Here is a 5,621-nt window from a genome sequence, read left to right as displayed (position 1 = left end):
CGGGTGAAGTCGATGGCCTCCCGGGTGCAGCCGGGCGTGTCGGCGCGGGGGTAGAAGAACAGGACGAGTTTCTGGCCGGCATAGTCCGACAGCGTCGCCACGCCGCCGCCATCGCGGGGCAGGCGGAAGGCAGGCGCCTTCTGGCCTTCGGTCAGGGCGGGCTTCGCCGGAGGCCGCGCCGATTTGGCGGAATTTAACTGTTTCGATGTGGCCCCGTGCGATGCTGACTTTGCTATGGTCGCGGTTGATTGGCTGGCCGGTGTCCGCTGTGTTTTCGCGGCCTTTGTTTGAGTCGTTGCCCGCGTTTTCAGGGCTTTCTTTTTAGGCGTTGGACTGCCGGAGGGCGTTTTGGACGATTTCTTTCGGGATTTCTTGGACATACGCCTTCCTTTCGACGCTTTCGGCGGGTCAACCGAAGCGGTATTGCAGCTCTCGTCCGGTGTGCCGGAATCGCGCCCCTGGCTGGGCAAGTCTGACGACGCCGGAGTATGGTTACAAGGAATTCCACGCTCCACCCCACTGCTCGTTGAACGCGCTCCCGGGGCGAAATGACGAACAGCAGGAATATTCGAGGTATGGCGGCAGTGCCGGCGCAGGGGGCTTCGCGTCCCGTGGACGGCTGCGGTCCCGGCGGCGCTCAATCTTACGACGGGCGCCTGTATCGAGAGGCAATGGCAAGGAATACGTCGCCCCAGGACTACAATCGGGATTTCGATCGGCGCGGCGTTCAACAACAGCCGCAGGAATGGGACGAAGCCGACTGGGACCCGGATCAGGAAGCTGCGGCGGGCCATCGGGCACGCCGGCTGCTGTCGCGTTCCCATTCGGGCTTCCATCGCTTTGGTGACGGCTTCGGGTCGATGCGCCGCTGGCTGGGGGGCGGTCGCTGGCTGAGGCGCATCGCCGTGGTCGTCGGCGCCCTCATCGTCATCTTCGTCGGCTGTTTCGGCGCGCTGTGGTGGCGGCTCGGCGCCGGGCCCATCAATCTCGACATCGCGACGCCCTGGCTTGCCGCCGCCATCGAGGACAATATCGGCCACGGCAACACGGTCGAGGTCGGCGGCACCCAGATCGAGCGGGCCGGGCGGATTCGCATCGCCGTGCGCATCCGCGACATCATCGTGCGCGACCGCGACCATGCCATCGTGGCGAGCGCCCCGAAGGCCGAGGTGAGGCTGTCGGGCGCGGGTCTGCTGATGGGGCATTTGCGCGCGGAAAGCCTCAACCTGGTCGATGCCGAACTCGCCATCCGCATCGCGCCCGACGGCACCGTTACGGTCTCGGCCGGCGACACCGCAAAGCCGCTCGCGACCGGCGTCGCCTCCAAGAAAGACGCCGGCCTGCCGCCGACATTCCCGCGCAATGGCGTGCCGCCGCCGCCATTCGCCACCGCGCCCGCCGGCCAGGACCCATCTCAAGCCGCATCTCAGCAAGGCGCACCTCAGGCGAATGCGCAGAGCGGCATTCTCCAGGGGCTCGACTGGCTCGACAGTCTGAGCATGACCGGCCTCGACGGCCAGAACCTCAACGAGATCGGTCTGAAGAACGGCAATCTGATCGTCGACGATCAGCAGCGCGGCAGCAAATGGACGTTTGAGAACATCAGCCTCAGCCTGCGCCGGCCCACAAAGGGAGGCGTTGCGCTCAGCCTCGGCGAAGAGGGCGCGCGTCCCTGGTCACTGCGCGCGACGATCGGCCCTGCCGAGAACGGCGTGCGCTCGGTCGACATCAAGGCCGACAAGGTTTCGACCTCGAACATCCTGCTGGCGCTGCGGGTCAAGGATCTCACCTACACCGCCGATCTGCCGCTGACCGGCGAGCTCAAGGGCGAACTCGGCCGCGACGGCGTGCCGACCTTCTTCCGCGGCAAGATCGCGGTCGGCGCGGGCAACATCATCGACACCGATACGCCCGATTATCCGATGGCGATCGATTCCGCCGAGATCAATGTCGAGTGGGACGCCAATCGGCGGGTGCTGGTCGCACCGTTCAAGATTCTCTCCGGCGCCAACCGTCTGACGCTTCTGGCCCATGTCGAGCCGCCCAACGGCAGCATCAACGACTGGCAGCTCGGCTTCAGCGGCGGGTCGATTCTCCTCGGCGGCATCGACAACGAGCCGCCGCTCGTCTTCAACCGCATCGCGATCGGTTTCCGCTTCGACACCGACCACAAGCGCCTGTTGCTGACGCAGGCCGATATCTCCAATGGCGAGATCGGCGTCGCCGGCACCGGCGCCATCGACTATTCGGGCGAGCCGCGCCTCACGCTCGGCTTTGCAGGAACGCCGATGTCGGCCTCCGCGCTCAAGCGGATGTGGCCGACGCTGGTCGTCCCTGAATTGCGCGAATGGGTAATCGAACGGATCGAGCGCGGCACGCTCCAGCGCATCGAGATCGGCGTCAACTCGCCGACGCGCAATCTCCCGCGCAAGGGGCCGCCGATCCCCGACGACGGCCTGTCCGTCAACATCGTCGCGAGCGGCGTCGCGGTCCGCCCGGTGGACGGCATGCCGGTCGTACACGATGCCGACTTGAAGGCGCGCGTGACCGGGCGCACGGCGACAGTGAATATCGGGCAGGGCATCGCCGATACACCGGCTGGTCGCAAGATCACGATCTCCGACTTCACCTTCGAGGTGCCTGACATGGCGCCGAAGCCGTCGCCGTCGCGGACGAGATTCCGCGTCGAGGGTCCCGTGCCTGCGGCGGCGGAGATGCTCTCGAATGATCGGCTGAGCGATCTGTCGGCGACCGTGGTCGATCCCAACACCAGCAAAGGCACGTTCTCGGCGAACATCCAGCTCGGCCTGCCGGTCAAGGGCGAATTGACCAAGTCGGACACGACCTACACCGTCACCGCCGATCTCAACGGCTTTGCCGCCGACAAGCTGGTGATGAACCAGAAGCTAGAGGCCAACAACCTGAAGATCGTCGCGAGCAACCAGGGCTATCAGGTCAAGGGCGACGTCAAGATCAACGGGCAAGCCGCCTCGCTGGACTATCGCAAGCCGGCCGAGGGCGATGCCGACGTCCGATTGCAGGCGACGCTGGACGATGCGAGCCGCGCGCGCCTGGGCTTCGATCTCAGCCCCGCCGTCAGCGGCTCGTTGCCGATCAAGCTGTCGGGCAAGATCGCCGGCGGTCCCGACCAGACGACGAAGCTTGGCGTCGAGGCCGACCTGACTTCGGTCAAGCTCGACAACATCCTGCCAGGCTGGGTCAAGCTGCCGGGCAAATCGGGCAAGGCCAGCTTCAAGGTGGTGCCGACGGCGCAATCGACCCGCTTCGAGGATATCGTCATCGAAGGCGGCGGCGCCTCGATCAAGGGTTCGCTCGAGGTGGACCCGAACGGCGACCTCCTGAACGCGAACTTCCCGACCTACGCGCCGTCCGACGGCGACAAGGCGTCGTTGAAGGTCGAGCGCAGCCAGGACGGCGTGGTGCGCGGCACCATGCGCGGCGACGTATTCGACGGCCGCGGTTTCCTGAAGTCGACGATCTCAGGCAATTCCAAGGACGACAAGAGCAAGCTGAAGAACGTCGATTTCGATATCGACGTGAAGCTCGGTGCGGTCGCCGGCTTCAACGGCGAGGCGATGCGCAGCCTCGATGCAAAGATGTCGAAGCGCAGCGGTGCCATCAAGGCTTTCACCTTGAGCGGCAAGATCGGCCGCGACACGCCCGTTGCGGCCGACCTGCGCGGCGGCCGCGCCCAGGGCAACCGCGAGGTGATCTACCTCCAGACCAACGATGCCGGCGCGCTGCTGCGCTTCACCGACACCTACACCAAGGCCGTCGGCGGTCAGATGGTGGTGGCGATGGAGCCGCCGACGTCGGAGCCGAATATGGCGCGCGAGGGTCTCATCAACGTGCGCGACTTCACGGTGAAGGGCGAGGCGCAGCTCGAGCGCGTTGCCGCCGGCGCTCCGAATGGCACTGGGAATGGCGTTTCCTTCAGCGCGCTTCGCGCCGAGTTCATCCGCCAGAACGGCGCGCTGACGATCCGCGACGGCGTGGTCAAGGGCCCGATGATCGGCGCCACCATCGAGGGCTCGATCGACTATCCCGGCAACCAGGTGTGCATGAGCGGCACCTTCGTGCCGATGTACGGCTTGAACAACATGTTCGGACAGATCCCGGTGCTCGGGTTGTTCCTGGGGGCTGGCGACAAAGAGGGACTGATCGGTGTGACCTACGAGGTCGTCGGCACGCCCTCCGCGCCCGTCATGCGGGTCAATCCGGTCTCAGCCATGGTGCCGGGCGTGTTCCGCAAGATCTTCGAGTTCAACACCGGCAAGCAGAACACGCCGTTCGAGGAATTCCCCTCGCAGTCCAACGACGGCGCGACCGGATCGACGCGCCAGCTCTCGAGCGGCTGCAGCCTCGCGCGACGGCAGTAGCGGGGCTCAAGAGCCCGGCATGACGCTGCGGAGCCTTCAGCGCCCGCGGTTCACGCCGCGCGCACGCCTTTCAGGAACGTCCCGACTTCGCCGGAGAGCTGCTCGGCCTGCTTGGACAGGTTTGAGGCCGCCGCGAGCACCATGCCGGCGGCATTGCCGGTCTCGTTGGCGGCGGTGGAGACGCCGCCGATATTGGTGGTGACCTCCCTGGTTGCCTCCGCCGTCTGCGAGACGCTGCGGGCGATCTCGGCGGTGGCGGCGCCTTGCTCCTCGATGGCCGCGCCAATCGAGGTGGCGATGCGGCTGACCTCCTCGATGGTGGCGGTGATGCCGCCGATGGCGTCCACGGCCTCCCTGGTGGCGCCCTGGATCTGGGCGATCTTGTCGCCGATCTCGCGGGTGGCCTCCGCGGTCTGGCTCGCCAGCGACTTCACCTCGGAAGCGACGACGGCAAAGCCGCGGCCGGCTTCGCCCGCGCGCGCCGCCTCGATGGTGGCGTTGAGCGCGAGCAGATTGGTCTGCGCCGCGATGCTGGAGATCAGCTCGGCGACGTGCTCGATCTGCTGGGCGCCGTCCGAGAGCGCACGTACGATGGTGTCGGTGCGACGGGCGCTGTCCACGGCGCGGCCGGTCACCTCGGCGGACTGCGCGACCTGGCGGCTGATCTCGGTGATGGAGGAGGAGAGTTCTTCCGCCGCGGCGGCCACGGTCTGGACGCGCTGGCTGGCCTCATTGGCGGCCGAGCCGACCACGGCGGCGCGGCGGTTGGTGCCCTCGGCGGTGGACGACATCGACTTGGCGGTGGTCTCGAGCTCGCCGGAGCCGGAGGCCATCAGGCCGACGAGCTGGCCGACGGAGGCATCGAAGCGGTCGGCAAGTGCAATCAGCGCCTCGCGCTTCTCCTGCTCGCTGCGCGACTTGGCGGCGACCTGCTCGGCCTCCAGATTGCGGGCCGTCAGCGCGGTCTGCCTGAGGACTTCGAGGGTCTCGGCCATGCGGCCGATCTCGTCGCCGCGGTCGGTCTCCTCGACCGGCTTGTCGATGGCGCCCTCGGAAATCGCCTGCATACGGTTCTTCTGGCGGTCGAGCGCACCGAGCACGTCGCGGGCGATCAGCCAGGACATGGTCGCCATCAGCAGCATCAGGCCGACGCCGATCGCGGCCAGCTCCAGCGTCAGGGCACGCACGTCGGCGTCGATGTCGTCGACATAGAGGCCGTAG

At 66.8% G+C, this 5,621-nt stretch carries 2 protein-coding genes and 1 pseudogene; 1 reads left to right on the top strand and 2 read right to left on the bottom strand.

Annotated elements, in window-relative coordinates; genetic code table 11:
* Positions 1–380, bottom strand: a pseudogene (locus A5906_RS44885) (redoxin domain-containing protein); the annotation flags it as partial.
* 195 nt (positions 381–575) lie between these two features.
* On the opposite strand from A5906_RS44885, the gene A5906_RS23965 reads away from it, so the two are divergent.
* Positions 576–4,400, top strand: coding sequence for a YhdP family protein (locus tag A5906_RS23965; RefSeq protein ID WP_080137757.1), 3,825 nt, complete (start codon positions 576–578; stop codon positions 4,398–4,400).
* 50 nt (positions 4,401–4,450) lie between these two features.
* Here A5906_RS23965 and A5906_RS23960 read toward each other — a convergent pair.
* A partial coding sequence (locus A5906_RS23960) for a methyl-accepting chemotaxis protein (RefSeq protein WP_080137756.1) occupies positions 4,451–5,621 on the bottom strand: 1,171 nt, incomplete at its 5' end.

The organism is Bradyrhizobium sacchari (assembly GCF_002068095.1).
In the GTDB taxonomy this organism is placed as follows: Bacteria; Pseudomonadota; Alphaproteobacteria; order Rhizobiales; family Xanthobacteraceae; genus Bradyrhizobium; species Bradyrhizobium sacchari.
Note: the sequence above shows the minus strand (reverse complement) of the source record. Positions and strands in the feature narration are given on the sequence as shown.